Below are 26,376 nucleotides of genomic sequence, written 5' to 3' on the forward strand. Positions count from 1 at the left end.
TCCAAGCGCCGGGCTGCCGGATCAATCCGGCCTGCGGGTCGAGGCATTTTTTAAGGTTTTGCCAGGCTTTGCCGCCTTGCCGCAAAGCCACCGGCGCCTGGAAAGGCCTGCCGGTTTTCGCATTCCTGCCTTCGACCAGTCGAAACGCCGCAGCGCAAAGGCTGCGGCGTTCCGGCTCAAGCTCTTGTGTGCGTTATCCGGTCAGATCAGTTGCAGGCTGCAACCGAACCCGCGGCAACGCCCTGGCAGGCTTCTTCCTTGGAAATCCAGCCCGCCTCGATGACGGTGGAGAGGTTTTCCTTGGTGATCGGCAGCGGAGCGATGAAGTAGGAGTTCATTTCAACGGCCTTCGGGCCGCCGGAGAACTTCACGGTGCCTTCGATCTCGCCCATGGCCTTGCCGGCTGCGAGTTCGTTGGCGATTTCAGCGGCCTTCTTGCCGAGTTCGCGGCTGTCCTTCCAGACAGACACGGTCTGCGTGCCGAGGGCAACACGGTTCAGAGCAGCCTTGTCGCCGTCCTGGCCGGAGACCGGAACGGAACCGGCGAGACCCTGGGCTTCGAGCGCTGCCACAACACCGCCGGCCATGCCGTCGTTGGACGAAACGACGGCGTCGACCTTGTTGTTGTTGGCGGTCAGGAACTGCTCCATGTTCTTCTGGGCAGCTTCCGGCTTCCAGCCGTCGGTATAGGCTTCGCCGACATTCTTGATCTTGCCAGCGTCCATGGCTTCCTTCAGCACTTCGATCTGGCCGGAATAGAGGAAGTCGGAGTTCGGGTCGGTCGATGCGCCCTTGATGAAGACGTAATTGCCTTCCGGCTTTGCCTTCATCACTTCGCGGGCCTGCATGCGGCCAACTTCCTTGTTGTCGAAGGTGATGTAATAGGCATCGGGATTTTCGATCAGGCGGTCGTAGCCTACGACCGGAATACCTTCGGCAGTGGCCTTTTCGATGGCCGGGCCGATGGCTTCAGAGTCCTGGGCGAGGACGATGAGGGCGTTTGCGCCCTGCGCGATCAGGCTTTCGACGTCGGTCAGCTGCTTGGCAGCCGAGGTCTGGGCATCAGCGGAAATATACTTGTTGCCGGCAGCTTCGAGCGCTGCCTTGATTGCAGCCTCGTCGGTCTTCCAACGCTCTTCCTGGAAGTTGGACCAGGAAACGCCGACCGTCAGGCCTTCGGCGCTGGCGACGGAATGCAGGCTCACGATGACGGCAGTGGCTGCCATCAGCTTATAAACGGATTTCATTTTAAACCTCCCAAGGTGAAAGCGGATCGTCGGAAGTACCTCCCCACCGACGCCCCGCCTGAAAACTGCCCTGCCCCATGGAACCCCGTCCAATGGTTTTTCTCGACAGTCGAGAAAATAACTGTCAGATGTTTTGAGCGCTGTCAACACGGGCGGAGGAGCGCTTGCCAAGACAGTGACCAAATGCTTTGGGAGGAGCATGCGGTGGACCACAGCAAGACGGGCGAAAAGCCCCAGATGACGACGGGTGCAAAAGCGAGCACGGAAGCCGTCCGTCACCAGAACAACGGGTTGGTGCTGACCGCGCTTCGGCGCGACGGACCGCTGGCGCATACCGATCTTTCCGGGGTTACAGGGCTTTCTTCCTCCACGGTTTCCTCCATCACGGCGGCACTGGAAAAGTCTGGCCTCATCGAGCGACGCGAAGTCGCAAGTGTCGGCGGCCGCGGCCGGCCGCGGGTGCTCTTTGGCCGCCGGGCCTCCGCCGCCCATGTGATCGCGGTCCGGATTTCCTCGCATGCCGTGCAATATTCGCTCGCTGATTTTCGCGGCACGATGGTCGACCGGATCGAGGAAGCCCGCGACCAGGGGGCCGTGTCGCCGCAGCAGTTTCTGACCGGTTTCCGGACCGCTCTCGACCGGCTGACTTCCCGCTCGCGGCTTCAGCCCGATGCGATTTCCACCGTCTCGATCAGCAGCAAGGGGCTTGCCGACCGCGAGGGGGCGAGGCTCTCCTGGTCGCCGGTCTTCGGCTATGAGCCGCTGGATTTCGAGGCGGCGCTGCAGGGTTTCGGCGCGGCACGCGTGCATCTGTTCAATGAGAGCCTGCTGGTGACGCATGCGCTCGCCACCCGGCTGGAGAAGACGCGCGGCGTACCGCTCGCCTCCCTCGCCACGCTGTCGCTCGGTCATTCCATCGGGCTTGGCGTGGCGATGCGCGACCGCTATGGCGCGCTCGATGTGCGGGCGCCGAATTTCGGTCACATGCTGCATGCCGATGACGGCAAGCTCTGCCGCTGCGGCGCGCGCGGCTGCATCGAGGCCTCCGCCGGCTTCTACGGTATCTTACGCACCGCCTTTGAGGTGCCGCCAGACACGATCCCGGCGCAATTCGTGCCGCTCACCGAGATGGAAAAGATTGCGACCCGCGCCCGCCAGGGCCACCGCGCTTCGCAATATGCCTTCCGCCAGGCGGGGCTGGCGCTCGGCCAGGGACTGTCGCGGCTCTTGAGCCTTGCCGAAGAGACCATGCCGATCGCCATCACCGGCCCCGGCACGCGCTTCATGGACCTGCTCAGCCGCGGGATCGACGAGGGCCTGGCGCAATCCCTGCATGTGAAGGTGCGCGGCTCACCGGAGATCCTCATCATCACCGAAGAGGAAACGCTCGTCTTCGAGGGCCATGTCGACCGGGCGCTGACCGAGATCGAACAGGGGCTTGGGGTGTGAGGGGATGACCTCATGCCTGCAAAAAGCGGGCGCAAGTCCGCGCCGTGACAGCGCACCAACGATCGCCAATTGCTCAGGGCCGGTCAGCTCATACGCGGCGGCGATTGACCTGGCACCTCACCAATGCAATCCATGGTGGCACTTGCAGACATAGCTGACATTTCCGATTTTTTGTAGTAACAAAAATGAAGATTACCTGCGATCCGGCCAAGCGGCTTACGACCCCTCGAGAGCGGGGACTTGATTTCCTCCGCGCAGGCGAGGTCTTCGACACACCGCATCTGACCATTGAGGACAACCGCAGGGACTATGGTGAGGTCCGATTCATCACAATCGGATACATTGACGGGAGAATGGTGGTGCTCGTCTGGACCCATCGCGCCGATACGATCCGGATCATCAGCATGAGAAAGGCAAACGAGCGTGAACAATCACACTACTCCCAAAGGCTCACTGGACACTGACGACGATGCCCCCGACCTTACGCTCTCACCTTGGCGCGAGATGCTCAAGGCTACTCCCGTCCGGGTCGGGCGACCGGCTAGCGAAAAGCCGAAAGTGTCGACCACCATCCGCCTCGATCAGGACGTGATCGAGGCCTTCCGGCGCGATGGCCCCGGCTGGCAGTCGCGGATCAACGCGGCACTGAAGGAATGGCTCGGCTCGAAGGGCTGAGTGACAATGGAGGCGCAAACCATCGCGCCCCCAGCTGCGGCCCCTCACCCGGACTGCGCTGACGCTCGGCAGACATTTCCCCTTGCGTGCCGAGGGAGAAAAGACCGCGTGCTCCGCGATCCCTTCTCCCCACACGTCCGTGTCAATGCGCCGAATTCAGCATCGTGAAGGTCTTTTCGAAGCGATTTTCGGCTTCGGCATTGCGCAGGAAGCCGACGCGTTCAACCAGGATTTCCGCTGGGGTCGGTTTGACGGCAAAGAGCGCCATGACCTCGTTGATGTAATCCTTGAGCGGCAGATAGCCTTCACGCGTCGACTGGCCGGGGGTGAGGTCGGTCTGGACGGCCGGGGGCGCGAGTTCGATGACCTCGACCTTGCCGGCAAGGGCTGCACGCAGGCTCTGGGTATAGCTGTGCAGCGCCGCCTTGGTGGCGGAATAGGTTGGGGTCGAGACCAGCGGCACGAAGGCAAGGCCCGAGGTAACGTTGATCAGGGCGGCGTTTTGCTGCGCGATCAGGTGCTCGGTCAATGCGTTGATCAGGCGGATCGGTCCGAGAAGGTTGGTGGTAACCGTCGCTTCTGCATCGGCAAGATCGCGGGGCTGATCCAGCGGCTCAAAGCGCATGATGCCGGCATTGTTGACGACGACGTTGAGCGCCGGAAATTGGCCAATCACGCGATGGGCGAATTCCGTGATGCCGTCCTTGTTTTCAACGTCGAACACCATGGCGTGCATGTTGTCGCGTTCGCCGATGGCCGCTTCCAGCGCGTCAAGCCGGCGGCCGGCAATGATCACGGTGTTGCCGAGATCATGAAAGCGGTGGGCGAGCGCCTCACCGATACCCGAGCCGCCACCGGTGATAAGGATGGTGTTGCCTGTCATCTGCATGGGAAAACCTCATTTGTGTTGTGCTTGCCCAAGTTAGAGTTCATACTCTCTTTTCCAAAGTAGGCACCGAAAAGATTTATACACACCAAAAGGAGAGTGACTGGTGAGCAAGGCTTCCGAGCGAAATTTCATCGATCCGGATCTCGCCTTACACGGCGGGGACACCATTCCCGAGGTGGTCGACCCCGCCATCGAAGCGCTGGTGGACGACATTATCGGCAAGGTGGCGGACAAATGGACCATGCTGATCCTGGAGGCGCTGGAGGAACATGGCACGCTGCGCTTTACCCAGCTCGGACGGATTGTTTCGGGTATCAGCCAGAAGATGCTGACCCAGACGGTGCGCCGCATGGAAGAAGACGGGCTGGTGAAACGCACCGTGCATCCGGTGATCCCGCCGCATGTCGATTACACGCTGACGCCGCTTGGGCACAGCCTGGGCGAGGCCTTTTGCGGCGTGTGGAAATGGGCGGAGAAACACCATGACGCGATCATGCGCTCACGCGAAGCCTTTGCCTCTACGGGTCGAAAAACGTGAGCCCGCGCTTTTTTCATCGACGGCTCAACCGCGCTGGGGCATAGGACTGTTTGACAGACCGAAACCGGCCGGCCCACCCCTCGCCCCCCTCAGCGCAGCATGACCGGGTGGTTGCGGGCCGCGTGGAAAGCGATGGAGAGACCGCGATTATCAAGATTATGGTATTGCTGCATGCAGCCAAGGGAATGGAATGGCAGGCACCGCCGAAGGGCACGAGCCTGAAGACGCTGGGTGAAGCCGAAGCCATGGGCTTCATCCTGATCCGCGGCGAGTTCCAGAAGCGACAGTTCCGCCTGACGCAGCTTGGCTTCGACCACGTCGACCGCGACCGCAAAAGGCTTGCGGCGCGGCGCTCTGTGGATTGAGGGAGACCCGCTCGAACGTCCGAGCGGCTGCCGACCTTGACCGGCGAACCGATCAGAACTTGACGGTGTAGTTCGAGCGCAGCCAGAGCGACGGGTCCTGGCCTTCCGTGGTCGCGTTGACCATGACGGAGGCCGTGCCACCGCCGAGATCGACTTCGGCACCCACGCCGCCGCGCAGCCAGAGCTGCTTCAACTCCGCACCATCGATGCTGAAATCGCTGATGCCGGTCAGCGTGCCCGAGGTGGCGGCGGCGTGATCCTCGAACTGGTAGCTCAGTTCCGTCTTGGCCAGCAGGCGCACGGTATCGCTCACCGGGTGGACGAAATCGGCACCCAGACGGGCGATCGTCGAATGGTCGCTGGTCTCGTCATAGCTCACCGGGAAGGCGCCGCTGTGCTCGGTAAAGGCATCCACCGTGGTGCGGGCATAGGAGAGGCCGATGTATGGGGTGATATCGGTATTGGCCAGATTGGCCGCGTTCAGCCAGTCGAGGCGGATCTTTGCCGCCCATGTGTCGGCATTGGTGCTGCCCTCGGAACTGTCCTGTATGGTTCCGTTCAGGTAGCCGCGCGCAGTGTCGATATCCGCACGACCGACATAGCCGCCCAGCGTCAGGAAGAGGTTCGAGCCCAGATCGGCTGTCACTTCCGGGGAGAGGAAGAAGCCTCTCTGCTTCACCCAGCCACCGGCATCCAGATCCTGATCGGAATAGGTGCCGCCGACGGAGATGCGGGCCGTTATGCCATCCGTTATGCCGTAACCCAGGCCGAATTCGCCGAGCGCCAAGCCGCCCTCGGAGATATCGCTATTGTCGTAGCCGCCATCCACCGTGCCCCAGACCGACCGTTCGCCGGCGCCCAGCCGGTTGCGCAGGGGATTGCCCTGCGCCCCGAACATCACGGTATTGGCACTGGAGACGCTGTTTTGCACGGCGCTTGATGCAGCCTGCACGACCGTCGGATAGAACTCGGATTCGATGATGACTCCGCTGATGTCTCCGACGCGGGCGACATAGATGTCACCGTCCAGGGTGGAGCCCATGACGACATTGCCGTTGTCGGAAATGAACTCGGCATCCTTACTGTCAAAACCAGGGTCAACGCCGGCCCCTGCGAGCCATTCTTCGATGGACTGCATGCCGGTTTCCTCGGACCAGCGGAATCCTTGCTCTCCGTAGTAATCCGTATAGGCGGAGCCGACCACATAGGCCCCGTCTGCGCTGACCGCAATCGCCTCGGACTCAGAAACCCAGCCAGGCTCCGGCTGGTACAGCACACCGAGGTTTGTCAGAGTTCCCTGCCCGGTCGAATCCACCGAGTACCGATAGGCATAGAATGTGTCCTCGCCGACATTCGGATCGAACATATAACCGCGTCCAACCAAGACGTTGCCGTCAGCGGACATATCCCGCAGGACCATGCTCTGGCCGACTTCGAGGGCGCCGATATCCGTCATCCCACCGTCTTTTGTCCAGCGGAACACCTGAGATGGCCCATTCAGTTGGCCGCCCACGCCGGCGACCACCGAACCATCCGTGCTGACGAGCGAGGAATAGGAGTATCGATAGACGGTATCGATATCGGTGACCGCATTGAGCTTCGTATCCCAGATCATCGCATGCGACTGGTTATCATCCACGCGCTCCAGCGAACCGACAGCGAAGCGTCCATCCGGGGTGCGGGCATTCAATTGCGTGCTCTGGTAAACACCGGGGTCCGTCGGCGTGAACGTGAAGACACCGTTTTTCCAGATGAAGGACTGCGCTATACCGCCGCGCTCCCTGAAGCCGAAGGCGCTGCCGTCATTCCCGACCCCATTGATGCCGGAGAGGCCATCCGTCTCGGAATCGACAATCTGGTACCGACCGTTCTTCCAGATGAAATCGACGTATTTTCCGGCGCGCTCATCGAAGTAACTGCCGACGACATAGGTTCCGTCGCGGCTCAGACCGTAGGCTTCCAGATTGCTTGTACCCGCAGGCGGTGCCAGCGTGACCGTCTTGGCGCCGAGATTGGAGACCAGGCGAAAAGACCTCGTCGCGTCGCCTGTATCGGCATCAAAGGTCGTCACGGCCTCGAGATAGACCGAACCACTTGCGTTCATATCAAGCAGAGATCTGCTTGGCAGATTGTCGGCATGGGTCGCGCCGAGACTGGCGAGCAAAAGCAAATTGGAAAAAGAAATGACCACGACGCTGTGTTTCGTTTTCATCTTGAAGGATGCCTGTATGAGATGATCCGGGTGTGAATGCGGTCACGCTGCACGCTCGGGGCCCGCACCTTTGCGATGGAAAAAGCGCTTGAACGGCAACAGCCTCGATTCCGAGCCTAGCGAGGCCCCGGGAGGATGGGAAAGGCCAAGATTGGTGCTTTGTCCCAAGCCTGTGGTGGGCGCATTGGGCTGTCAGGAAGGCAAGCCGGCCAGACGACGTGAGGCAGGGCGACGAACCAGGCTTGCGGGCACGATCGAGGGCGAGGGAAAAGATTTGCGCTGCAGCCTCTGCGGATCCATCCGATGTCTTCTGGCCACCCTGCCCGGAAGGCTGGCGCGCCAGGGGTATTTGGCTCTATAGAGGCGCAAAGCAGCCGATGCGGCGCCTTCGGGCGTGGCGAGAATGGAAAGACGAGAGGATGCGTACAGTCTGGAAAAACCCGGTGACCCTTCATGCCATTGGCGAAGAGGGTGAGGATGTGGTGGTGGATACGACGCTTGGCGCCTCCTGGGCATTGATCGAGGATTGGCCACTTGAGGAAGGGCCTGTGCTCGACAAGGCGCTTGCCGTCTGCGCCGCTGTCTCGAACGGCAAGGCAAAGGACGAGGATGCGAGGAAAGCGCTGATCGAGGCCGCAATCGAGGCCGGCGTCAGATATACGGCGTAACGCTCCGCGTCAGCGCGTCATCCCATCACGCCCTGCGTGACGGCAGCGAGCACGAGGTAACGGCCGAGCTTTGCGATTGCGACCAGCAGCAGGAAGATCGGGAATGGTGTGCGGAAGACGCCGGCGATGACCGTGATGGGATCGCCGATGACCGGCATCCAGGCGAGCAGCAGCGACCAGAGACCGTAGCGGCGATACCAGGCTTCGGCGCGGGCGAGCCCCTTGTCCGACACGGGAAACCAGCGACGATGGCGGAAATGCTCGATGAAGCGGCCGATCAGCCAGTTGGCGACCGAACCCAGCACATTGCCGAGGGTGGCAACGGTCAGAAGCGCAATGAGGGGGTGACGGTCAGCAAGGATCAGCCCGACCAGCACGGCTTCCGACTGCGCAGGCAAAAGGGTTGCCGCGAGAAAGGCCGCTGAAAACAGACCGAGATAGGCGGCGAGATCGGTAAACACGAAAGCCGCTCTAGCGCGTGAGGCCCTTCAAGGCAATTGCCCGGCAGAAGCGGTCTCGCCGGGCAATTGGGGAGGGCTGGGTTTTGTCCGGTGATCACCGACTCCCCAGACCTTGCCCCTCGGTTCGATTTCGCTGCATTCTCCATCGCCGCAGCGATGCCGCTTCGGCTGGCCATGCATGGATCAAGGCGCTTGCCTTACTGTCTGATCTCGGTGCCTTCGATGCGGGTGCCCTCGGGCAGATCGGCACTGTCATCGGTTCCGGGATGCTTGGGCGACGGCGTGGTTATGACGCCGTGATCGGGATCGTGAACGTCCTGCTCGGGTCGACCCGGGTTCCGGGCATCGTCGGATTCATAATCCGGATCATGCGTGCCGAGCGCGCGCTCGGCCGCGGGGATGACGCGGTTCAGTTCGGTATCGCTCATGCCTTCAATGTTGCGGTTTTCCATCTGCTCGTTCTCCCTTGCGAAGTCTCTTTCTCTCAACGCGCGAGGGGGAAAAAGGTGCCAACGCCTGCAGGCAAGTGTTTGAGAGAGAGGCGGCCGGATCTCACGCATATCCCTGGCGAGGCATCCGCCATGCCCGAGCGGGGCTCGCACCGTCAAACCGTATTATCTTTGCAACAGGAGGGCATGAACCGAACCGGCGTGCCACGCTTCTTGAGACAGCAATCCTTTGGCCAGGTCAGCCCGCGCCTTGCGCCCGCCTGACCGCCAGGGTGGAAGTGTTCCGGCTGGCGTGAAGTGCCGGTGGCGCGGACGACAAGGCGAGGCGGACAGCTGGGCCTTCTCCTAGGCAATCGACCGGTATCCCTGTGAAAACCAGAGGACATCAGGTGAGGAGAAGACGGCATGCGCAAGCCTCCGCGCCCTTGGCGGCAGGCTCAGACTGCGGCATTCCATGATCGTTTTCCTGCACCGCTAGCGGATGGCCTGCGCCTTGGTTGCATCGGCGGCGACGGACAGGCCGGGCAGCGAAAACCGCAAAGCTGTTCAATCTTGACCGATTGCCAAGCCAGAACGAACATGCTCTATGCCTGCATCGAAGCGAGTTCGCACTTCGGCGAAGGGGAGTGGCATTCGTTGACAGGTTCGACACCAAATGGCGTCCTGGGCTGGTTCCGGGCGCTACAGATTGCGGGTATCGGTCTTCCGGTGATTGGCTGCCTGATCTGGGGATTGATTGCCTGGACAGACCAGCGCAGCATTGCCGAAGATCATGCGCGCGATACGGTCGCGCTCGTGCGGCAATATCTCCAGCGCATCATCGAAACGGAAACATTCAAACATCGCGCCGCCTTGAGCCGCGCCTCCGTTGAGCCCGTCGGCTATCTTCGCTCCGAAGGCTTTCACCGGTTTCTCGTGGCCGTGGACGGCGAAGCGGGCAACGGATACGGGATTGCCGTTGTCGCGCTCGACGGCAAGGTCGTGGCCTCAAGCCTGAGTTTTCCGGCCACCACGCGGGTGGTCCAGCGCGATTACCTGCAGGCGCTGAAAAACGAGACCAACAGCATTTTTGTCGACCGGGTGAAGCTTGTCGCCAGCGGCGAGGATGCGGTTGTCGTGGTGACCCCGTTTGTCACGCCGCAGTTTCGCGGTGTCATCGTTTCGTCGATGGAACCGGGGCGGATCCGCGGTTTTCTTGCGAATACGGCCCTGATGCCCAATGAATCCGCCTCGCTGATGCGCGAGGATGGCAAGCTGCTGTTGCGCAAGGATGCCGACGCACCGATCATGCTGCCGCAGACCTCCCCTGCCCTGACCGAGCTTGCCAAGGCCGATTCCGGCACCTTTACCACCGTTGCCGTGAGCGATGGCGTCGAGCGGATCTATGCCTATAGCCGGATCGGGGATCTGCCGCTTGTCGCAAACTTCGGCGTGCCGACCTCGCTCGTCTGGGAGCAGATGCGGCAGCGGGCTTTGCCCGTCTGGCTGCTGATGGTCGCGATTGGCACCTTCACCGTCATCTTTGCCAGCCTGGCGCGGCGCGGCGCATTGTTTCAGCTCGAAAGTCAGCGACAGAAGCTTCACCTTGCCGAGCTGGAGCGCCTGGCCGCCCAGCGCGACCAGCTGATGCGCGAGATGAACCATCGGGTGAAGAACAATCTGGCGATGATCAACAGTCTGATCAGCATCCAGGCGCGCAAGGGTGCCATCAACGGGCGCGACCTGCAGCTGCGCGTCCAGGCCCTCGCAGACGTGCACGACCTGCTCTACCAATCGACGGACAATGAGAAGATCGATCTCGGCGATCTTCTCAAGCGGGCCTGCAATCCGCGAACGCTGATCCCCGACGACCGCGACATCGGCTTTGAGGCAAACCTTGTCAGAGGGCTGCTGCTCTCGCCCGACTCCGCCTCGCCGCTCGCCCTTGCGGCATTGGAAATCGTGACCAATGCGGTCAAACACGCCTTCATCGGCCGCGACAAGGGCACGATCTCAATGACATTGGAGATCGATGCCGAGGAGCATGGCCTGCTGGTGATCTCCGACGATGGCGTCGGCATGCCTAACGAGCCGAGCCGCCGGTCCGGCACGGGCATGGTGGAGGCTTTTGTCCGGCAGGTTGGCGGCACGCTGGAGCGCAGCCAGGAACAGGACGACCATCAGGGCACCCGCTACGAGATCCGCTTCCCGATTCAAGAAAAAGCGGACGCCGAAACGCCCGCCTGAGGGTGTGCTGAGGATCAATCGGCTTTAGGCTTATGCGGCCCAGCTGGAGGATTGGCTGGATGGCCGCGACTGGACGGGCACGGTCTTGAAGCGGCCGATGGAGCTGTAGAGCGCCCGTGCGGCTTCCGCGAGTGTGGTGGAAGCGGCGTTTGCTTCTTCGACTGTCGCGGCACTCTGTTGCGTCACCTTGTCGAGGGCGGAGATCGCACTGTTGATCTCGTTGATGCCGACGGACTGCTCACGCGCCGCCGTTGACATGGCCTCGACATTGCCGTCGATCAGTTTGACCTTCTCGACGATCTGCTGCAGGGCCTCGCCGGTCTTGTCGACCAGCTGAACGCCGTGATGCACGGCGTTGGACGCCTTGGCAATCAGCGACTTGATCTCCTTGGCCGCACTTGCCGAGCGCTGGGCAAGTTCGCGCACTTCCTGGGCGACAACCGCGAAGCCCTTGCCCGCCTCGCCGGCGCGCGCGGCCTCGACGCCGGCATTCAGCGCCAAAAGATTGGTCTGGAAGGCGATTTCATCGATGACGCCAATGATGTTCTCGATCTCACGCGAGGAGGTCTCAATCTCGTCCATGGCGGCGGTTGCCTGCGTGACCACTTCACCGGAGGCTTCGGCATCATTGCGGGTGGCGCTGACGATCTTTGTCGTTTCAGCGGTCCGCACGGAAGTTTCGCGCACCGTGGTGGTAATCTGCTCAAGCGCTGCGGCAGTCTCTTCCACGGTTGCCGCCTGGCGTTCGCCGCCATGGGCGATCTGCGTGGAGATGTCATTGATGGCGGTTGCGTTTTCCGCCAGCGATTCGGCAGCCTCCATGATCTCGCGCATGGTGTTGTTCAGCGCCTTGGCCGTGACGTTGAAATCCTGCCGGGTCGTCTCCAGCACGGGATCGACAGGATCGACGATCTGGACCGTGAGATCGCCATCGGCGAGACGCTTGATGGCGCCGGCGATGGTTGTCACCGCCTTCATGCGGCCGGTGATATCGGTTGCCACCTTGATGACGCGGTAGACCTTGCCGCGGGAACTGACGATCGGCGTATAGGCCGCCTGGATCCAGACTTCCCGTCCGCCCTTGCCGTAACGCACGAAATTGCTGACGATCGACTGCCCGCTGCGCAAAGTCTCCCAAAACTCCGCATAGGCTGATGATGCGACATAGGCAGGATCGCAGAACATCATGTGCTTCTTGCCGACGACCTCGTCGAGGCCGTACCCCATGGCGTTCAGGAAATTCTTGTTGGCCGTGACGATGGTGCCGTCAGGCTCGAACTCGATGATGGCCTGCGATTCGTCGATGGCGCGGATGCGGTTGGCATCGTGCAGGGAGGTGGTCTTCGTCGCAGTGATGTCGGAGGCGATCTTCAGGACCCGGACGACCCTGTTGCCCTCGAAAACCGGATTGTAACTCGCTTCGATCCAGACATCGTTGCCTGTCTTGCTGATGCGGCGAAACTGGCCGGTCTTGTGTTTGCCCGCGGCCAGATCGGCCCAGAAGGCGATATAGTCCGGCGATTTGACAAGCGATTCCTCGCAGAACATCCGATGATGCTTGCCGGTGATTTCCGCCCGCTCATAGCCCAGGGCCTTCAGGAAATTGTCGTTCGCGTCGAGGATCGTGCCATCCGGCTTGAACCAGATCATGGCCTGGGCGTTGCTGAGGGCGGCCATATCGGCGGCAAGTTTTTTTGCATGAAAAATGTTCGATAGCGACATGCGTTCAATCTTTCCTGAGAGATGTAACGCATTCTATTCAGGCTTGCGTTAAAGATCTCTTATATTGAACGCTGAGCAGTCACAGAAGCGAACCTGTTGCGGCGAAAGCCAATATAGCATTGTTTAGATTGACTATGCTGCGGCACCTTACAATGCCGCAACACCAGCAGGCTCTACCTATCCGTTAGTAATGCGTATCTAATGCGGAGCGTCCCTGCGCCTCAAAGGCGCAGGGCATCCCGCGGATGCGGGCTATCTTCGTAGGCGCCCCAGACGGACTGGTCGAAGTTGATCGTGGCGCCTGTCATCAGGCCGCTCTCCGTCGACGAAAGATAGGCGCAGGCGCGGGCCACTTCGGCGGGATCGACGAGGCGGCCGAAGGGCTGGCGGGCGGCGGCCTCTTCAAGCCAATTGTCGGCAGCGCCATGATGCTCGCGCTGGATCCGATCCTCGCCATCACTGGCCATCCAGCCGATATTCAGCGCATTGCAGCGGATGCGGTTTTTCAACAGGCCGAAGGCGACATTGCGGGTGAGCGTATCGAGCGCACCCTTTGAAGCACAGTAGGCGGCGATGAAGGGCTGGCCGGCCATCGCCGACATGGAGGAGATGTTGACGATCGTGCCCTCGACGCCATCGCGCAGCATCAGCTTGACCGCATCCTGGATGAGGAAGAAGGGCGCACGTGTGTTGACCGCAAACATGCGATCGAACAGCGCCTCGTCCGTATCGAGGATCGTGCCGCGATCGGTGATGGCGGCGACATTGACCAGCGCATCGATGCGGCCGAATTTTTCATCCGCTGCCGCAATCACCGCGCGGCAATCCTCGACGCGGCCGAGATCGGCGGCGACGAAGGCGACCGGCGTGCCGTAGCGCTCGGTGATCTCGCGCGCCTTCGCCTCGCCCTTGTCCCGGTTACGGCCGCAGATGACGAGGCCTGCCGCGCCGCGCTCGGCAAAGAGGCGTGCAACCTCCGCCCCGAGCCCCTGCGTGCCGCCGGTGACGACGGCAATCTTTCCATCCAGTCTTCCCATGTCTCTTCCCATCTCGCTTACGCCTTGCGCTTTGCCGCCTGAGTGTCCACCAGGGCGGTAAAGGCCCCGGGCTCCATGCCGGCGGCAAGTGCCTCCGCCATCATCGTGTTCTGCGTCTTCGGCGCAAGTCCGCCGACCGGCGGATCGCTGTCGAGATTGGTCGGGAAGGCATAGCCCTCGGCCGTCGAGGCAATCGCATTGGCGATCTCGGCCTGGGTCATCGAGCCGGCCTTGCGGGCGGCGAGCAGCGCCGGATAGACCGCCTTGGCCATGGCATCGCGGTCGACGGTTTCCATGGCACGGCCAAAGGCGGAGGAGACCTGCAACAGGTTTGCCATGCGCCAGATATCCGTGGAGACATTGTTGCCGGCGCCATGCATGAGGGCCGGATTGAAGAAGACGGCATCGCCCTTCGAAAGCGGCAACTGGACATGATGTTCGGCGAAATGCGCCTGGAATTCCGGCCGACCGAAGGCGAGATAGCCTTCGAAGAAGGACTGCGAATAGGGCAGGAAGAGTGTCGGCCCGCTTTCGAGCGGCATGTCGCAATGGGCAACCGCCCCCTGCAGGGTGAGCACCGGCGAAATGGCGTGGATATGGCCGGGATAGGCCTGCATCTGCTCCGGCGACATGAAGCCGAGGTGATAATCGCGATGCGGCTTCTGCGCCGTGCCGCCCGGATTGACCCGGTTCATCTGGGCGGTCATCTGGTATCCCGCGCCGAGCCAGGCTTCCGAAACCATGGCGATGGCTTCCGAGGCATAGTAGCGGGCGAAATTCTCCGGATCGGCAAGGGCGTGTTTCTGCAGCGAATTCCAGATGCGGTCATTGGCGCCCGGCTTGGCAAAGTGGTCGCCGGCCCCCTTGCCGCCTTCCTTCTCCGCCTTGACGATGGCATTGAAGACCTCGGTTGCACGGTCGATCACCGTGAGATCGGCCATGGCGCGCTTGATGACGATGACGCCCGGGCCGCTGGAGAAGGCTTCCACCCATTCGGCCATCAGTTCGCGGCGACGCTCCGGGTCGCGGGCGATATCGCGCAGCTTGATGCCGTCATAGATCAGCACATTCTTTTCGACGCCGGTGGCCAGCGGCCAGTCTGCCGGGTTGGTCTTTTGCGAGACCAGCGCCTTGAAGGCCTCGATATTGCCGCTGTCCTTGTCGAGCCAGACCTTGTGGCGACGGCGGCTGCTCAGGGTTTGGGTGTCCATGATGTTTCTCCCGTTTTCTCATCCTCGACTTGACCATAGCCAGGAGAGCGCAGAGAAATGAGCGGGCAAACACCTCAAAAACACCTCAAGGATACCGCTGATGCGCCCGCCCTTCCCGCTCAAGGAGATTGCCCTGCAATCGGGCCTGAGCCTCGCGACCGTCGACCGGGCGCTGCATGGACGCGGGCATGTGGCGAAGGCCACGGACCTGCGCATCGCCGCTGCCATCGCCGATCTCGAGCGGCAATATGCCGAGGCGCGGATCGGCGGGCGGCGGCTGGTGCTGGACGTGGTGATGGAGACACCGCAGCGGTTTTCCAATGCCGTGCGCGCCGCTTTCGAGGCAGAGCTTCCCGGCATCCGCCCGGCGACGATTTCGGCGCGCTATCATCTGGCCGAAACGATCAGCGAGAGCGAATTGCTGGCGATCCTGAAAACCATCCGCCGGCGGGGCAGCCATGGCGTGGTGCTGAAAGTGCCCTCGACACCGGCCGTGGCGGAGATGGCCGCGCAACTGCTGGCCGATGGCATTCCCGTGGTGACGCTGGTGACCGACCTGCCTGCCTTTGCGCGCACCGGCTATGTGGGCATGGACAACCGCATGGCCGGGGCAACCGTCGCCTATCTTCTCGCCCGCATGGCGGGGCCTGCACCCGGCACCGTGCTTCTGACGCTGTCGAGCGCGCGGTTTTCCGGCGAGGAGGAACGCGAGCGCGGCTTTCGCACCGCCCTTTCCAGAGAGGCGCCGCAGTTGCAGGCCGCAACGATTTCGGAAGGTTTCGGCGTCGACCGCACGACGGGTGCGCTGGTGCGCGCGGCATTGGCCGACCACCCCGACATCCGCGCCGTCTATTCGATCGGCGGCGGCAACCGGGCCATCCTCAAGGCTTTTGCCGAGGAGAAACGTCGCATCGACGTGATCGCTGCGCATGACCTCGACAGCGACAACCGGACGCTGCTTTCCGAGGGAAAGCTGACCTTCGTCATCCACCACGACCTGCGTCAGGATGCCCGCAGCGCCTGCCAGATGATGATGGTGCATCACCGCATGCTGCCCCAGGACTTCAGCATCGCACCCTCACGGGTGGCAGTCGCCACGCCGTATGAGGGGGTGTGAGGGGCGTGTCAGTCGTCGCGGCGGATCATGCCGGAGATGGCGGGCGGCGGAGACGATCAGGCCGCAAGCGACCAGTCGTTCTCGTGTGCCAGGTCTATCGTCGGGCGCTCTGTGCCGGGTTCAACATGCGACTGAAGTTGCCTGATGGTCTCGACGACAAGCGAGTCGCCACCGACAATCGCTGCGACGACGGCTCGAAACAGGGCCTCTGCCGGCCTGTTGCCGACCGGCTTCTCCCGCGCCTTTTCCCACTTGGCGATGGATTGCTCATTGGAGCGCAAATGGCGGGCGACATCGGCCTGCGACAATTCACAATGTTTCCTGAGAAACTTGAATTCCGCGCCGGTCAGCGTCGTCGGCTTGCGAAGCAGGGTTTCCGCGATGGTCGCATGAAGACCGGGCAAATCCTCGAAGCTGACAAGCGTGCCGTAATCGGGGTCTTCCTCGACAGTAAACCCATCGACCAGCCAGACATTGTCGAGACCGCATTCGCGATAGTGATAACGCTCCATTGCCTTCCCCTTCAGTACGCCGTGACAACAACAACGCGCGTTTCGACTTGAAGCGCAACGACAACTGTCAGCCCGTGTCCGGCTGCATGCCTGAAAAACTCGGCCTTCCAGTCGCCCTTGATCGTCAACACCGGCATTGACTGCAGTGTTCCACGAAGGATGCATTCACGCACTTCCAACGGCGTGATGTCTCTTTCGGGATGATCCCTCAGGACATGCTGTGAGAACTTCAGTCGACCCGCGTTGACCAAAGAGCGAACCTGTCTTTCGTATTCGCGCTTGTCCATCGAGCAGCGTCTCTAGCCTATACGATATATAGGTTTTATACCGAAATGACGAAATCGTCAAATTGCTCCGAGACGCATCAAAAAAGCCGCCGGGTTGCCCCGACGGCTTCTGAAATGCTGCAATCCGGCGGATTTCAGACGAACTGGCTCAAACCCGGGACGGAAGCAACCACTTCGTCCACCACCTCGGAGCCGGCATATTCGCGGGCGACGGCCATGGTTTCCTTGGCGAGCGCAGAGATTTCGCCCATGCCGAGGCCCTGCGACATCAGCTGCTGGCCGAGGCCCATGATGCCGCCGCCGCCGATGGCGCTCATCAGGCCGCCGAGGAGACCGCCGCCGCCTGAACCTTCGCCGTTATGGGCGGCAACCAGCGCGGCTGCACCCGGGATGGCTTCGATCATCTTGGCGACCGGGCCGTCGGCAGCTTCGCGCTGCAGGAAGCCGAGCATCATGCCGAGCGCCGTCTCGGCCTGATCCTGGGAAATGCCGACCTTGTCGGCGATGCGGGTGACGAGTTCGCTCATAGTGAAGAATCCTCCTGACAGTCATTTTTGACGTTAACGTCAAAGTAAAACAAGTTCCGCTGGAACTCAAGCGGGGCGCTTCGCCTCTGCGCTGAAAATCCGCAAGCCGGCGCGAAGCCCTATGAGACGAAAGGGCGCTCAGCCCCGCAATCTCTCCCCTGCCCTCAATGCCACCGGCGATCGCTGGAGGCCTGACGCACGTCACGAAACGGCACGAGCGGGCGTTGTCGATGTTCCACACTATCCCTATAAGAGCAAGCTGAACTATCGATGACACCGCTTCACCTGCTGTGTGAGGCTCCTGGGAGACGCATGCGCATGTTGCAAGAAGGTTCGCTCTATCTCGGCACCAGCCGCAACCCCGATGACAGCCTGAACAAGGGCGAATATCTGGCGCTGAAATACGGCAATCGTCACGGCCTCGTCACCGGCGCCACCGGCACGGGCAAGACGGTGACGCTGCAGGTGTTGGCCGAAAGCTTCTCCGAAGCCGGCGTGCCGGTGTTTGCCGCCGATATCAAGGGTGACCTTTCCGGCATTGCCGCCATGGGCGAGGCCAAGAGCTGGATCACAGAGCGGGCAACACAGATCGGCTTTACCGATTATGCGCCGGCCGAATTCCCCGTGATCTTCTGGGATCTCTATGGCGAAAAGGGCCACAGGGTGCGCACCACGGTCGCCGAGATGGGACCGCTTCTCCTGTCGCGGCTGATGAACGCTTCGGAGGCCCAGGAAGGCGCGCTCAACATCGCCTTCAAGATTGCCGATCAGGGCGGACTGCCGCTGATGGACCTGAAAGACCTGCAGGCGCTTTTGACCTACATGGCCGAGCATGCGACCGAGCTTTCCAGCCAGTTCGGCCTGATTTCCAAGGCCTCGATCGCCACGCTGCAGCGCGGCCTTCTGGTGCTTGAGCAGCAGGGGGCCGAGAATTTCTTCGGCGAACCGGCTCTCAAGGTGACCGACATCATGCGCACCACGCATGACGGGCGCGGCGCGATCTCGATCCTGGCCGCCGACAAGCTGATGATGAACCCGCGGCTTTACGCGACCTTCCTGCTCTGGCTGCTTTCCGAACTCTTCGAGGAACTGCCGGAAGTCGGCGATCTCGACAAGCCGAAGCTGGTCTTCTTCTTCGACGAGGCGCATCTCCTGTTCAACGATGCGCCGAAGGTGCTGGTGGAACGGGTGGAACAGGTGGTCCGCCTGATCCGCTCCAAGGGTGTTGGCGTCTATTTCGTCACACAGAACCCGCTCGACGTGCCGGAAACGGTGCTGGCCCAGCTCGGCAACCGGGTGCAGCATGCACTGCGCGCCTATACGCCGCGCGAGCAGAAGGCGGTGAAGACGGCGGCCGATACCTTCCGCCCCAACCCCGCCTTCGATTGCGCCACGGCCATCACCCAGCTCGGCATCGGCGAGGCGCTGATCTCGATGCTCGAGGCCAAGGGCATTCCCTCCATGGTCGAGCGCACGCTGATCCGGCCGCCATCGGCCAAGGTCGGGCCGATCAGCGATGGCGAGCGGCAGGCGGTGATGAACCTCTCGCCGGTTGCCGGGCAATATGACGTCGATCTCGATTCGGAATCGGCCTATGAAATCCTGACCGCCCGGGCGAAAAAAGCCGCAGACGCGGAGGCCGCCAGAGAGGCGGAAGAGGCGAAGGCGGAGGACAGCGCGGCCAGCCGGTGGTCCCTGCCCGGGTTCGGCGATGACGAAAAGCCTGAGAGCAACGGCCGCACGCAGAAGCGCAGCAGCGGCTACCAGCGCGAAACGGTCATCGAAGCAGCCATGAAGAGCGCTGCCCGGTCCGTGGCAACCTCTGTTGGCAGGGCTCTGGTGCGCGGCATTCTGGGCAGCCTGAAGCGATAGGCAAATTCAACCCATAATAGTATGTAGAACTCACTAATTTACCATGTTCTCTCGGAAAGTTACAGGTAAATCCTTGCTGTTTCTCGCAAACTTTGTTCATGTCTGTTCAAGACAGTCGTGATATTGTCGCCTGAGTGATCGGGCGATCCGGGCAGACGGTGCAATCTTGCGTCGAGAGGATGGAGTTCGGTGAGGGACCTCGAACAAATCGTTCTGGTAAGCAATGCGCGGCGCGCGCTGGATCGCGGCCAATTCGAACTGATCTATCAGCCGATCTATTCGGTGGATCAGCGCGAAGTCGCGTCGTTCGAGACGCTGTTGCGCTGGCGCACGGGGCCGGATCGGCTGAAGGCGGCCCAGGATTTTTCCGCCGTTTTTGCCGATCGCCGCATGGCGCTGTCGATCCGCGACTTCGTGCTTGTTACGACACTTCGCCAGGCTGCCCGCTGGCGCGCCCAGGGCCACAAGGTTCCCGGCATCAGCGTCAACACCACGGCCTTTGATCTCTGCTCCGCGGATTTTGCCCTGAACCTTGCGGATATGGTCGCCGATTTCGGCCTTACGCCGCAGATGCTGGAAATCGAGGTGTCAGAGAGCGCGCTTCTGGGCAAGGACCGGCGCGAGGTTTCTCTGACGCTCGAAGGCCTTCACTACGCCGGCTTCTCACTGACACTTGACAATTTCGGCGCCGATTTTGCCGCCCTGAAGGCGCTGGGCCACCACCCTTTCAACCGGCTGAAGATCGACCGGCGGCTCATTCGCGACGCCATGGCGAGCAAGATCGACCGCGCCATCGTCAAGAGCGTGATCATGCTTGGCCATGATCTTGGCCTGACGGTGACGGCAGCCGGCGTGGAAAGCGAAGCCCACATGGAAGCGGCCGTTGCGCTCGGCTTCGACAGCGTGCAAGGGTTCTTCGTCTGCACGCCGAAGGAAGCCGATCTCGTGCCGCGGATCTGCCACGTGCTCAATCTGCAGGGCCAGGCAAACCGCCAAGATCTCCTGGCGCTTGAGACCGACTGAGGCTGGCCGCACTGCGCCCGGCATGCTAGAGCGGTTCCGGCGAAAACGGAGTTGGCCGGCAATGCTCTATCTTTTTGTTTTCACGCACGTGCGGACGCAAAACCGCTCCACACATTTGCTGCCATTGCTTTAGCCCTGCTCGATGACCCTCCTTCTCTACGCGCTTGCGGCCCTTGCCGAAATTGCCGGATGTTTTGCCTTCTGGGCCTGGCTGAAGCTTGACCGGTCCGTATTCTGGATTGCGCCGGGACTGGTCTCGCTTGGCCTTTTCGCCTGGCTTTTGACGCTTGTGCCCGCCGATGCCGCGGGCCGCGCCTATGCCGCCTATGGCGGCATCTACATCGCCACCTCGCTTGCCTGGCTTTGGCTGATCGAGGGACAGAGGCCGGATCGATTTGACCTTGCAGGCGCCCTGATCTGCCTGATGGGCGCGGCGGTGATCCTCTGGCCTGAGCGACCTTGAGCGTTTCCCCTTAATCGGCAGGATGCCGGCTTGCGGAATTTCCGTATACACATAAACTATGATGATCGTCTGGGATGAGCCGAAGCGGCTGCTGAACATTGCGAAGCATGGATTGGACTTCGCCGAGCTGGACGAGCGCTTCTTTGCTGACGCCAGTATCCGGCCGGCTAAATCGGGCCGAACGATCGCGATCGGAGAATTGAACGATCGTATTGTTGTTGCGGTGATCTACATGCCACTGGGTCGCGAAGCCGTGTCGATCATCTATATGCGGCCGGCCAGCCGGCATGAAAGGAGCCTGATATGAGCGGGAAATTTTCTTCCAAGAGGCCGCTGACGGACGAGGAGGAGGCCGAAATCCAGGCGATGATAGCGTCGGACCCCGATAATCCCGAAATCACTGAAGAGGAACTGAAGGAGTTCCGTCCCTTCCGCGAGGTGTTCCCCGATCTTGCCGAGGCAATCGACCGGAAGCTGGGGCGTCCGAAGGCGGAAAGCCCCAAGAAGGCGATCAGCATCCGGCTTGATCAGGAGGTGATCGATCGCTTCAAGGCAAGTGGCGAAGGATGGCAATCGCGGATGAACGACGTACTGCGCAAGGCTGTGGGCCTGTGAAGGGCAACGCCGATCCACACCCCCGCACTTTTGCCGACACGGATGGATCCAGGCAGGGTGCGCTTTCGATTTCCTGCGAGTCACCCCGCCAGGCGGGCGTCGTCCGGTTGCTTGAGCTTTCAGACGCTTATGCGGCCTCTCTTTATCCAAGCGAGAGCAACCACATGGTTCAGCTCGATGAACTGGAAGAGCCTGACGTTTGCTTCCTTGTTGCCCGCTCTGGCGATGTCATCCTCGGCTGTGTCGCCCTTGTTGGGCATGACGACGGCAGCGGCGAGATCAAGCGAATGTTCGTCGATGAGGCTGCGCGCGGGCTTAAGCTGGGCAAACAACTGCTCCAGAGCCTGGAAGCCGAAGCCCTTCGGCGCGGAATCTTGATCGTCCGGCTGGAAACCGGAATTCGCCAGCCGGAGGCCATCGGTCTCTACAGCAAGGCGGGCTATGTCGCGATACCGCCCTTTGGCAGTTACAGATCTGATCCGCTCAGCCTCTTCATGGAAAAGCGACTTCTGGGCTAGCGGGTATCTGCCGAAAGCGGCCACCGGTTTCGGCGCAACGACATGCGCAAAAACAACAAGGTAAAGCGCGGCAAGCTAATCTGAAAGATCGCGACGCGCTTTAGGTGTCGCATAGCCCTCACCAGCCGCTCCAGCCCTCCACCAGCATCATGGCTGCCACCGCCATCAGCAGCCAGCCGGCGGCGCGGCCGATCCAGATGGTGATCTGCGGCTTGGAGATCAGGGCATCCCTGCCCTTAGCGGCGGCAAGAGCCAGCCCTCCATAGATCAGCGCCTGCAAAAGCAGCGTGAGCGCGCCCATCAGCAGCGCCTGGCGCCAGAAGGGGCCGTATTCGGGGCGCATGAATTGCGGATAGACGGCGAGGATGAAGAGCCAGGCTTTCGGGTTGAGGAGGCAGGTGATGAGGCCTTGGGCAAAGATGCGGGTTGTCCGGTTGAGGTGCGAGGCCTCGATGCCGTCGATGACGATGGCGCTTTTGGCCAGCGTATAGCCGATCCAGATCATATAGGCGGCACCGATCACCAGCATGGGACCGGCCAGTTGCGGAACCAGCGTCGACAAGGCGGTTACGGCGACCGTGCCGAAGAGGGTGTGGAAAGCGCCACCGAGCATGATGCCGGAGGTCGCGGCCATGCCGGCGCGGCGTCCGCCGGTGAGGCCATTGGCAACAACGAAGATCATGTCCATGCCCGGCACGACAATGATGCCGGCGAGCAGAAGGGTGAACAGCCAGAGGTTTTCGGCATAACTCATGTCAGGAAGTTCTCCTCGGATGCTGACGTTATCGGCGGGCAATCGCCTGTTTTCAATGGGTTGCGGATGCTTTAAAGAAGGGCTCCTGACAGAGGTGTGTCAGGAGTGATGAGGCTCATCCATGCGCAAGGCATCCCGGCTGTTCGAGATCATCCAGATTTTGCGTCTTGCCGCCCACCCGATAACGGCGCTTGAGATCTCGGAAAAGCTCGAGGTGAGCGAGCGGTCGATCTACCGCGATATTGCCGCCCTTCAGGCCATGCGCGTGCCGATCGAGGGCGAACGCGGCATCGGCTATATTCTGCGTCCGGGCTTCCACCTGCCGCCCTTGATGTTCACGCCGGAGGAGACGGAAGCCATCGTGCTCGGCATGGCGCTCACCAGGCGCACGGCCGACCGAGAGCTGCGCGAGGCCTCCGTCCGCGTGCTCGACAAGATCGCGGCTGCAGTGCCGGGGCCATTGAAAGATGCCATCGTCTCGCGCTCGCTCTATGCCTGGGGCCGCGTGGCGCAAGCGCCTGAAGCCATCGATTTTGCGATGATCCGCCGCGCCATCCGCGACGAAGAAAAACTCGACATCGATTACGTGAACGAACAGCAGCAGCCGACGACACGGCGGATCCGCCCGATCGCTGTCATCCACTATGCCGAGGCGGCCGTCATTGTCGGCTGGTGCGAGCTGCGCGACGCCATCCGCAATTTCCGCGTCGACCGGGTGAGCGCCTGCCGGGCAACGGGCGCGCATTTTCGCCGCGAGGGTGACCGGCTGCGCAAGCTCTGGGTGGCGGGGTGGGATAGCTCTGGCCAGAACACAGGCAGTGCCTGACCGGCGCGCAGCCAGGGTCGACCAAATGGAAACGCCCGCCGCCGGAGGGGCGACGGGCGTTTCGGTCCAATTAGAGAGGGCTTCGCCTCAGGCAACCACCGCCAGGCGGCGTGCTTCGCGGAAGGACACCATTCGGCCGCGGGCTTCATCCCACAGCACGAGCTTCACGCAGGCGAAGCTTTCCTTCAACGTGATGCGGCTGATGGTCTTCAATTCCGGGTGGTCGCGCAGAACTTCCGGCAGGCGGTAGAAGGGAATCTTGCTCGACAGGTGGTGCACATGGTGCACACCGATATGGCCGGTAAGCCAGCGCAGGCCCCAGGGCAGATCGTAATGCGAGGCGCCATGCAGCGCGGCGTGCTGGAACTGCCATTCCGGCGGGGCCGACCAGTGCGTGTCCTCGAACTGGTGCTGGACATAGAAGAGCCAGATGCCGAGCGCGCCGGCGAGCAGCACGATCGGCAGATGCACGACGAGGAAGGCATCAAGGCCGGCAAGCCAAATCATCAGCGCGGCCATGACGAGCATGCCGGCATTGGTGGCCATGGTCGAAACCCAAGGCAGCGCGCCATCCTTCATCATGCCGAAGGGCAGACGCTGCTTCAGGAGAAAGACCCAGATCGGCCCGATGCCGAACAGTACGACCGGGTTGCGATAAAGCCGGTAGCCGAGCTTCTTCCAGCGCGGCAGGGCGCGGTATTCGGAGACGGTGAGCGTGGTGATGTCACCGACGCCGCGCTCTTCCAGATTGCCGGCGGTGGCATGATGTTCGGCATGCGCCCGGCGCCAGTAGTCATAAGGGGTAAATGTCAGGACGCCGAGCAGACGGCCGGTCCAATCATCCACCGCGCGGCGGGCGAAGAAGGCACCGTGTCCGCAATCATGCTGGATGATGAACAGGCGAAGCAGGAAGGCTGCCGCCGGCACAACGAGCACAAGGCCCGGCCAGAAGGCGAAATGGAAACTTGCCCAGGCGCCAGCCCAGAGCAGAATGAAGGGCACGAGCGTGACGCCGAGCTCGAAGCTTGAGCGCTTCAGGTTGGGCTTGCGGTAAGCGTTGACGATCTTCAGCCAGGATTTGGCGTCGATGCTGGGCTCGCCGAGCGGGGCGTCTTCGCGCATATCAAAAGCAGCGCTCATCGGTTCGCCCTCCCTTTGGTCTCGTGTTGGAAAATGATGGATTGGCCGGAGGCTTCGGTTCTTGCAGCACTCGGCGCAGGGCGTCCCGGGGAGCGGCCCTCAGCAGTGGTCATGGTCGGCTGGCTTTCGTGGAGGGAGAGATCGATTCCGCGTCTGTTCCATTGCGGGTGCGCTCTCCTAACAGATCGAAAGGGCGATGTCGCTATGGAACAATGTATGAGGCAAGGTGCCGCTGCCAGCTCCCCTTGCCCCCGTCTTCTGCACAGGAAAAACGGCATGGCAGGCGGCGCATTGCCCGCCATGCCGCGTTTCTGTGGTCGGGCCTTCAGGGTGCAGGCTTGATCGTGGCCAGGATCTTGCCGACGCCTTCCATATTGGCCGCTTCGCCCTCCTTCGACGCCCAATAGGTGACGATGGCAATCTTCTCCGGCGAAAGGCCGAGGATACCGACACCAATAGACACAGGACCATCGGCATCCGTGCCGGACCAGTCGAGCGTTTCAAACGGCATGCCGTTCAGGGTATCCTTGCTTTCCTTCTGGCTTGCCGGATCCGGCACCACGCCGTTTTGCTCCAGGAAGGCGAAGACATCCGTCATCACCTGGTCCATGTCGCTCTCACCGGCAATGTCGAAGGAAATGTAGGTGTTGCCATCTTCAGAGGTCGCCTCGACACCATAATCGGTTTCGGAGGGCTGCCAGGCATCCGGAATGTCGACCGTGGCTGCCGGGTCATCGGAGGGAAAGGAGAAGGTGGCTGCCAGCGATGTGGTGGTGGCAGCAAGCAGAAAGGCAAAGCCGGTGAGAAGCGATTTCATCGCGTGATGTCCCTGCGAGGATTGAGGTTCAGGCGCTTTTGCGGAAGGCAAAGCGCACGCGGAGTCTAGCAGGGGCAAGCCGCATCTGCCTGACTGTTTTTGGATGACTTTGTCCCGGTTTGGATCGCGGCAGCGATGAGAGGCAGGGACGTGTTGACAAGCCGCGTTCCATAATTTCAATTCATAATTGTATCGACCGAGAGCCGCCCGCCACCCATTTCTGGCCAACTGGAGTGCCCGCCAAGCAGAAATCGCAAGTCCACGACGCAATTTGCGGCAAATGGTGACGGACATTTTTGCAAAATCAAATGAAGCCGCCTTGCCAAGCCCGGGCCTCTCACCTATATTGCCACTATCGAAGATTGTGAGCGACTTTGCCTAAGCGCCTTTGGCGTACGACAGATTTCCTTCAACGACGATACTACGCCGGCCGAATGTCTCGCCGGCAAGCCCAACGATTGAAAGGAAATCGTTATGAACACAGGCACCGTAAAGTGGTTCAACAGCACCAAGGGTTTTGGCTTCATCCAGCCGGATGAAGGTTCTGCCGACGTATTCGTTCACATCTCGGCCGTTCAGCGCGCCGGCATGCGTGACCTCGTCGAAGGCCAGAAGATTGCCTACGACATCGTCCAGGACAAGCGTTCGGGCAAGAGCTCGGCCGACAACCTGCGCGCCGCTTAATATCTGTTTCTCGCCCAGCGGCCAGGTTTCTACCGGCGGATTGGGCTGAGTGACTTGGGAAGGTCGGGCCTT

30 protein-coding genes are annotated in these 26,376 nt (G+C 61.5%); 16 read left to right on the plus strand and 14 right to left on the minus strand.

Annotated features, from left to right (window positions below):
- Positions 1-206 precede the first annotated feature (206 nt).
- Positions 207-1,247, minus strand: coding sequence for a D-xylose ABC transporter substrate-binding protein (gene xylF / locus FAA97_RS10045; RefSeq protein ID WP_136598411.1), 1,041 nt, complete (start codon positions 1,245-1,247; stop codon positions 207-209).
- A gap of 237 nt (positions 1,248-1,484) precedes the next feature.
- Here xylF and FAA97_RS10050 point away from each other — a divergent pair, with 237 nt between their 5' ends.
- From FAA97_RS10050 to FAA97_RS10060, 3 genes are all read left to right on the plus strand, one after another.
- On the plus strand, positions 1,485-2,696 hold the full coding sequence (locus FAA97_RS10050; protein ID WP_168800985.1) for an ROK family transcriptional regulator: 1,212 nt from the start codon (positions 1,485-1,487) through the stop codon (positions 2,694-2,696).
- Positions 2,697-2,881: 185 nt separating this feature from the next.
- Positions 2,882-3,160, plus strand: coding sequence for a BrnT family toxin (locus FAA97_RS10055; protein WP_136598413.1), 279 nt, complete (start codon positions 2,882-2,884; stop codon positions 3,158-3,160).
- Positions 3,120-3,371, plus strand: a complete 252-nt coding sequence (locus FAA97_RS10060; protein ID WP_281281328.1) for a BrnA antitoxin family protein — start codon at positions 3,120-3,122, stop codon at positions 3,369-3,371. The genes FAA97_RS10055 and FAA97_RS10060 overlap by 41 nt, the downstream gene beginning before the upstream one ends.
- 142 nt (positions 3,372-3,513) lie before the next feature.
- On the opposite strand, the gene FAA97_RS10065 is transcribed toward FAA97_RS10060, so the two are convergent.
- On the minus strand, positions 3,514-4,260 hold the full coding sequence (locus FAA97_RS10065) for an SDR family oxidoreductase (protein ID WP_136598415.1): 747 nt from the start codon (positions 4,258-4,260) through the stop codon (positions 3,514-3,516).
- 130 nt (positions 4,261-4,390) lie between these two features.
- Between FAA97_RS10065 and FAA97_RS10070 the strand changes: the two genes are divergently transcribed.
- Complete coding sequence (locus FAA97_RS10070) at positions 4,391-4,798, plus strand: winged helix-turn-helix transcriptional regulator (protein ID WP_136598847.1); 408 nt, start codon at positions 4,391-4,393, stop codon at positions 4,796-4,798.
- A 158-nt stretch (positions 4,799-4,956) separates the two neighbouring features.
- A complete protein-coding gene (locus FAA97_RS10075) occupies positions 4,957-5,163 on the plus strand; it encodes a hypothetical protein (RefSeq protein WP_136598848.1) in 207 nt (68 codons plus the stop codon).
- 52 nt (positions 5,164-5,215) lie between these two features.
- Here FAA97_RS10075 and FAA97_RS10080 read toward each other — a convergent pair whose 3' ends face one another.
- Positions 5,216-7,375 (minus strand): autotransporter domain-containing protein, encoded by a 2,160-nt coding sequence (locus FAA97_RS10080; protein WP_136598416.1) that lies wholly within the window; start codon positions 7,373-7,375, stop codon positions 5,216-5,218.
- A 419-nt stretch (positions 7,376-7,794) separates the two neighbouring features.
- Here FAA97_RS10080 and FAA97_RS10085 point away from each other — a divergent pair, with 419 nt between their 5' ends.
- Positions 7,795-8,043, plus strand: a complete 249-nt coding sequence (locus FAA97_RS10085) for a DUF982 domain-containing protein (RefSeq protein ID WP_136598417.1) — start codon at positions 7,795-7,797, stop codon at positions 8,041-8,043.
- Between the two features lie 17 nt (positions 8,044-8,060).
- Here the strand turns inward: FAA97_RS10085 and FAA97_RS10090 are convergent, their stop codons facing one another.
- Together FAA97_RS10090 and FAA97_RS10095 are read right to left on the minus strand one after the other, a co-directional pair.
- A complete protein-coding gene (locus FAA97_RS10090) occupies positions 8,061-8,504 on the minus strand; it encodes a YqaA family protein (protein WP_136598418.1) in 444 nt (147 codons plus the stop codon).
- A 197-nt stretch (positions 8,505-8,701) separates the two neighbouring features.
- Positions 8,702-8,956, minus strand: a complete 255-nt coding sequence (locus FAA97_RS10095) for a hypothetical protein (protein WP_136598419.1) — start codon at positions 8,954-8,956, stop codon at positions 8,702-8,704.
- A gap of 576 nt (positions 8,957-9,532) precedes the next feature.
- Between FAA97_RS10095 and FAA97_RS10100 the strand changes: the two genes are divergently transcribed.
- Entirely contained in the window at positions 9,533-11,179 is a 1,647-nt protein-coding gene (locus tag FAA97_RS10100; protein WP_168800974.1) for a sensor histidine kinase, read from the plus strand.
- Positions 11,180-11,209: 30 nt separating this feature from the next.
- Here the strand turns inward: FAA97_RS10100 and FAA97_RS10105 are convergent, their stop codons facing one another.
- The 3 genes from FAA97_RS10105 to FAA97_RS10115 all read right to left on the minus strand — a co-directional run bounded on the left by FAA97_RS10105 (position 11,210) and on the right by FAA97_RS10115 (position 15,149).
- On the minus strand, positions 11,210-12,901 hold the full coding sequence (locus tag FAA97_RS10105; protein WP_136598421.1) for a methyl-accepting chemotaxis protein: 1,692 nt from the start codon (positions 12,899-12,901) through the stop codon (positions 11,210-11,212).
- Between the two features lie 221 nt (positions 12,902-13,122).
- On the minus strand, positions 13,123-13,950 hold the full coding sequence (locus FAA97_RS10110; RefSeq protein WP_136598422.1) for an SDR family oxidoreductase: 828 nt from the start codon (positions 13,948-13,950) through the stop codon (positions 13,123-13,125).
- 5 nt (positions 13,951-13,955) lie between these two features.
- Positions 13,956-15,149, minus strand: a complete 1,194-nt coding sequence (locus tag FAA97_RS10115) for a phytanoyl-CoA dioxygenase family protein (protein WP_136598423.1) — start codon at positions 15,147-15,149, stop codon at positions 13,956-13,958.
- Between the two features lie 100 nt (positions 15,150-15,249).
- Here FAA97_RS10115 and FAA97_RS10120 point away from each other — a divergent pair, with 100 nt between their 5' ends.
- Positions 15,250-16,266 (plus strand): LacI family DNA-binding transcriptional regulator, encoded by a 1,017-nt coding sequence (locus tag FAA97_RS10120; protein ID WP_136598424.1) that lies wholly within the window; start codon positions 15,250-15,252, stop codon positions 16,264-16,266.
- A gap of 56 nt (positions 16,267-16,322) precedes the next feature.
- Here FAA97_RS10120 and FAA97_RS10125 read toward each other — a convergent pair whose 3' ends face one another.
- The 3 genes from FAA97_RS10125 to FAA97_RS10135 all read right to left on the minus strand — a co-directional run bounded on the left by FAA97_RS10125 (position 16,323) and on the right by FAA97_RS10135 (position 17,592).
- Positions 16,323-16,778 (minus strand): helix-turn-helix domain-containing protein, encoded by a 456-nt coding sequence (locus FAA97_RS10125; RefSeq protein ID WP_136598425.1) that lies wholly within the window; start codon positions 16,776-16,778, stop codon positions 16,323-16,325.
- An 11-nt stretch (positions 16,779-16,789) separates the two neighbouring features.
- Positions 16,790-17,065 carry a DUF4258 domain-containing protein gene (locus FAA97_RS10130; protein WP_136598426.1) on the minus strand — a complete coding sequence of 92 codons (276 nt, stop codon included), beginning with the start codon at positions 17,063-17,065 and terminating at the stop codon, positions 16,790-16,792.
- A 134-nt stretch (positions 17,066-17,199) separates the two neighbouring features.
- Complete coding sequence (locus FAA97_RS10135; protein WP_136598427.1) at positions 17,200-17,592, minus strand: DUF2780 domain-containing protein; 393 nt, start codon at positions 17,590-17,592, stop codon at positions 17,200-17,202.
- A gap of 318 nt (positions 17,593-17,910) precedes the next feature.
- On the opposite strand from FAA97_RS10135, the gene FAA97_RS10140 reads away from it, so the two are divergent.
- From FAA97_RS10140 to FAA97_RS10165, 6 genes are all read left to right on the plus strand, one after another.
- Positions 17,911-19,464 (plus strand): helicase HerA-like C-terminal domain-containing protein, encoded by a 1,554-nt coding sequence (locus tag FAA97_RS10140; protein WP_136598428.1) that lies wholly within the window; start codon positions 17,911-17,913, stop codon positions 19,462-19,464.
- A 189-nt stretch (positions 19,465-19,653) separates the two neighbouring features.
- A complete protein-coding gene (locus FAA97_RS10145) occupies positions 19,654-20,487 on the plus strand; it encodes an EAL domain-containing protein (RefSeq protein WP_136598429.1) in 834 nt (277 codons plus the stop codon).
- A 142-nt stretch (positions 20,488-20,629) separates the two neighbouring features.
- The gene (locus FAA97_RS10150) at positions 20,630-20,950 is read left to right on the plus strand and encodes a YnfA family protein (protein WP_136598430.1); all 321 of its coding nucleotides are present in this window, start codon (positions 20,630-20,632) and stop codon (positions 20,948-20,950) included.
- Between the two features lie 58 nt (positions 20,951-21,008).
- On the plus strand, positions 21,009-21,257 hold the full coding sequence (locus tag FAA97_RS10155) for a BrnT family toxin (RefSeq protein ID WP_136598431.1): 249 nt from the start codon (positions 21,009-21,011) through the stop codon (positions 21,255-21,257).
- Entirely contained in the window at positions 21,254-21,565 is a 312-nt protein-coding gene (locus FAA97_RS10160; protein ID WP_136598432.1) for a BrnA antitoxin family protein, read from the plus strand. Before FAA97_RS10155 ends, FAA97_RS10160 begins: the two co-directional genes overlap by 4 nt.
- Positions 21,566-21,633: 68 nt before the next feature.
- Positions 21,634-22,083 carry a GNAT family N-acetyltransferase gene (locus FAA97_RS10165; RefSeq protein ID WP_246041427.1) on the plus strand — a complete coding sequence of 150 codons (450 nt, stop codon included), beginning with the start codon at positions 21,634-21,636 and terminating at the stop codon, positions 22,081-22,083.
- A 118-nt stretch (positions 22,084-22,201) separates the two neighbouring features.
- Here FAA97_RS10165 and FAA97_RS10170 read toward each other — a convergent pair whose 3' ends face one another.
- The gene (locus tag FAA97_RS10170; protein ID WP_136598434.1) at positions 22,202-22,837 is read right to left on the minus strand and encodes a LysE family translocator; all 636 of its coding nucleotides are present in this window, start codon (positions 22,835-22,837) and stop codon (positions 22,202-22,204) included.
- A gap of 121 nt (positions 22,838-22,958) precedes the next feature.
- Between FAA97_RS10170 and FAA97_RS10175 the strand changes: the two genes are divergently transcribed.
- Positions 22,959-23,663, plus strand: coding sequence for a helix-turn-helix transcriptional regulator (locus FAA97_RS10175; protein ID WP_136598435.1), 705 nt, complete (start codon positions 22,959-22,961; stop codon positions 23,661-23,663).
- A gap of 87 nt (positions 23,664-23,750) precedes the next feature.
- Here FAA97_RS10175 and FAA97_RS10180 read toward each other — a convergent pair whose 3' ends face one another.
- Together FAA97_RS10180 and FAA97_RS10185 are read right to left on the minus strand one after the other, a co-directional pair.
- A complete protein-coding gene (locus FAA97_RS10180; RefSeq protein WP_206110001.1) occupies positions 23,751-24,803 on the minus strand; it encodes a fatty acid desaturase in 1,053 nt (350 codons plus the stop codon).
- A 325-nt stretch (positions 24,804-25,128) separates the two neighbouring features.
- Positions 25,129-25,620, minus strand: coding sequence for a histidine kinase (locus FAA97_RS10185; RefSeq protein WP_136598436.1), 492 nt, complete (start codon positions 25,618-25,620; stop codon positions 25,129-25,131).
- Positions 25,621-26,094: 474 nt separating this feature from the next.
- Between FAA97_RS10185 and FAA97_RS10190 the strand changes: the two genes are divergently transcribed.
- Entirely contained in the window at positions 26,095-26,304 is a 210-nt protein-coding gene (locus FAA97_RS10190) for a cold-shock protein (RefSeq protein WP_054156754.1), read from the plus strand.
- Positions 26,305-26,376: the final 72 nt, after the last annotated feature.

Source organism: Peteryoungia ipomoeae (genome assembly GCF_004912165.1).
Lineage (GTDB): Bacteria > Pseudomonadota > Alphaproteobacteria > Rhizobiales > Rhizobiaceae > Allorhizobium > Allorhizobium ipomoeae.

Coding starts and splice junctions, on each gene's coding strand:
- FAA97_RS10170 (WP_136598434.1), bottom strand. CDS start 22,837: ATGAGTTATGCCGAAAACCTCTGGCTGTTCACCCTTCTGCTCGCCGGC.
- FAA97_RS10180 (WP_206110001.1), bottom strand. CDS start 24,803: ATGAGCGCTGCTTTTGATATGCGCGAAGACGCCCCGCTCGGCGAGCCC.
- FAA97_RS10110 (WP_136598422.1), bottom strand. CDS start 13,950: ATGGGAAGAGACATGGGAAGACTGGATGGAAAGATTGCCGTCGTCACC.
- FAA97_RS10140 (WP_136598428.1), top strand. CDS start 17,911: ATGTTGCAAGAAGGTTCGCTCTATCTCGGCACCAGCCGCAACCCCGAT.
- FAA97_RS10115 (WP_136598423.1), bottom strand. CDS start 15,149: ATGGACACCCAAACCCTGAGCAGCCGCCGTCGCCACAAGGTCTGGCTC.
- FAA97_RS10065 (WP_136598415.1), bottom strand. CDS start 4,260: ATGCAGATGACAGGCAACACCATCCTTATCACCGGTGGCGGCTCGGGT.
- FAA97_RS10075 (WP_136598848.1), top strand. CDS start 4,957: ATGGTATTGCTGCATGCAGCCAAGGGAATGGAATGGCAGGCACCGCCG.
- FAA97_RS10100 (WP_168800974.1), top strand. CDS start 9,533: ATGCTCTATGCCTGCATCGAAGCGAGTTCGCACTTCGGCGAAGGGGAG.
- FAA97_RS10125 (WP_136598425.1), bottom strand. CDS start 16,778: ATGGAGCGTTATCACTATCGCGAATGCGGTCTCGACAATGTCTGGCTG.
- FAA97_RS10085 (WP_136598417.1), top strand. CDS start 7,795: ATGCGTACAGTCTGGAAAAACCCGGTGACCCTTCATGCCATTGGCGAA.
- FAA97_RS10160 (WP_136598432.1), top strand. CDS start 21,254: ATGAGCGGGAAATTTTCTTCCAAGAGGCCGCTGACGGACGAGGAGGAG.
- FAA97_RS10130 (WP_136598426.1), bottom strand. CDS start 17,065: ATGGACAAGCGCGAATACGAAAGACAGGTTCGCTCTTTGGTCAACGCG.
- FAA97_RS10080 (WP_136598416.1), bottom strand. CDS start 7,375: ATGAAAACGAAACACAGCGTCGTGGTCATTTCTTTTTCCAATTTGCTT.
- FAA97_RS10135 (WP_136598427.1), bottom strand. CDS start 17,592: ATGAGCGAACTCGTCACCCGCATCGCCGACAAGGTCGGCATTTCCCAG.
- FAA97_RS10055 (WP_136598413.1), top strand. CDS start 2,882: ATGAAGATTACCTGCGATCCGGCCAAGCGGCTTACGACCCCTCGAGAG.
- FAA97_RS10120 (WP_136598424.1), top strand. CDS start 15,250: ATGCGCCCGCCCTTCCCGCTCAAGGAGATTGCCCTGCAATCGGGCCTG.
- FAA97_RS10105 (WP_136598421.1), bottom strand. CDS start 12,901: ATGTCGCTATCGAACATTTTTCATGCAAAAAAACTTGCCGCCGATATG.
- xylF (WP_136598411.1), bottom strand. CDS start 1,247: ATGAAATCCGTTTATAAGCTGATGGCAGCCACTGCCGTCATCGTGAGC.
- FAA97_RS10185 (WP_136598436.1), bottom strand. CDS start 25,620: ATGAAATCGCTTCTCACCGGCTTTGCCTTTCTGCTTGCTGCCACCACC.
- FAA97_RS10175 (WP_136598435.1), top strand. CDS start 22,959: ATGCGCAAGGCATCCCGGCTGTTCGAGATCATCCAGATTTTGCGTCTT.
- FAA97_RS10095 (WP_136598419.1), bottom strand. CDS start 8,956: ATGGAAAACCGCAACATTGAAGGCATGAGCGATACCGAACTGAACCGC.
- FAA97_RS10155 (WP_136598431.1), top strand. CDS start 21,009: ATGATGATCGTCTGGGATGAGCCGAAGCGGCTGCTGAACATTGCGAAG.
- FAA97_RS10150 (WP_136598430.1), top strand. CDS start 20,630: ATGACCCTCCTTCTCTACGCGCTTGCGGCCCTTGCCGAAATTGCCGGA.
- FAA97_RS10190 (WP_054156754.1), top strand. CDS start 26,095: ATGAACACAGGCACCGTAAAGTGGTTCAACAGCACCAAGGGTTTTGGC.
- FAA97_RS10050 (WP_168800985.1), top strand. CDS start 1,485: ATGACGACGGGTGCAAAAGCGAGCACGGAAGCCGTCCGTCACCAGAAC.